General features: G+C 61.8%; 1 protein-coding gene. It reads left to right on the forward strand.

The window, feature by feature from the left end; translation table 11 throughout:
* The coding region (locus EN969_RS34825) for a cob(I)yrinic acid a,c-diamide adenosyltransferase (RefSeq protein ID WP_206525389.1) at positions 1 to 335 on the forward strand (335 nt) is incomplete at its 5' end.
* Positions 336 to 463: the final 128 nt, after the last annotated feature.

The raw sequence follows: 463 nt of genomic DNA on the forward strand, positions 1-463 counted from the left end.
CGATGGGCGAGGGGTTCACCTGGGAAACCCAGGATCTGAAGCGCGACATCGCTGCCGCCGAAGCCGCCTGGGCCAAGGTGCTCGAACTGATGGCCGATCCGTCGATCAGCCTGCTGGTGCTCGACGAATTGAACATTGCGCTGCGCTACGACTATCTCGATCTCGACAGAGTGGTTGGCGCGCTAAAAGCGCGGCGCGAGGGCCTGCATGTCGTTGTCACCGGCCGCAACGCCAAGCCGGCGCTGGTCGAGGCCGCAGACCTCGTCACCGAAATGAGCGTGACCAAGCATCATTTTTCCGCCGGCGTGAAAGCGCAGCAGGGGATCGAGTTCTGAGTGTTCCTCAACCTCCCCAGACGGGGGAGGGTGAGGTTAGGTCACAACGATGACAACGACCGAAACCAACCCGAACAGAGCGATCAGCAGATAGTCGACGACGTCTTCATGGGCGAAGGTGGGCGGCG

Source organism: Mesorhizobium sp. M7A.F.Ca.CA.003.01.2.1 (assembly GCF_003998945.1).
Lineage (GTDB): Bacteria > Pseudomonadota > Alphaproteobacteria > Rhizobiales > Rhizobiaceae > Mesorhizobium > Mesorhizobium ciceri.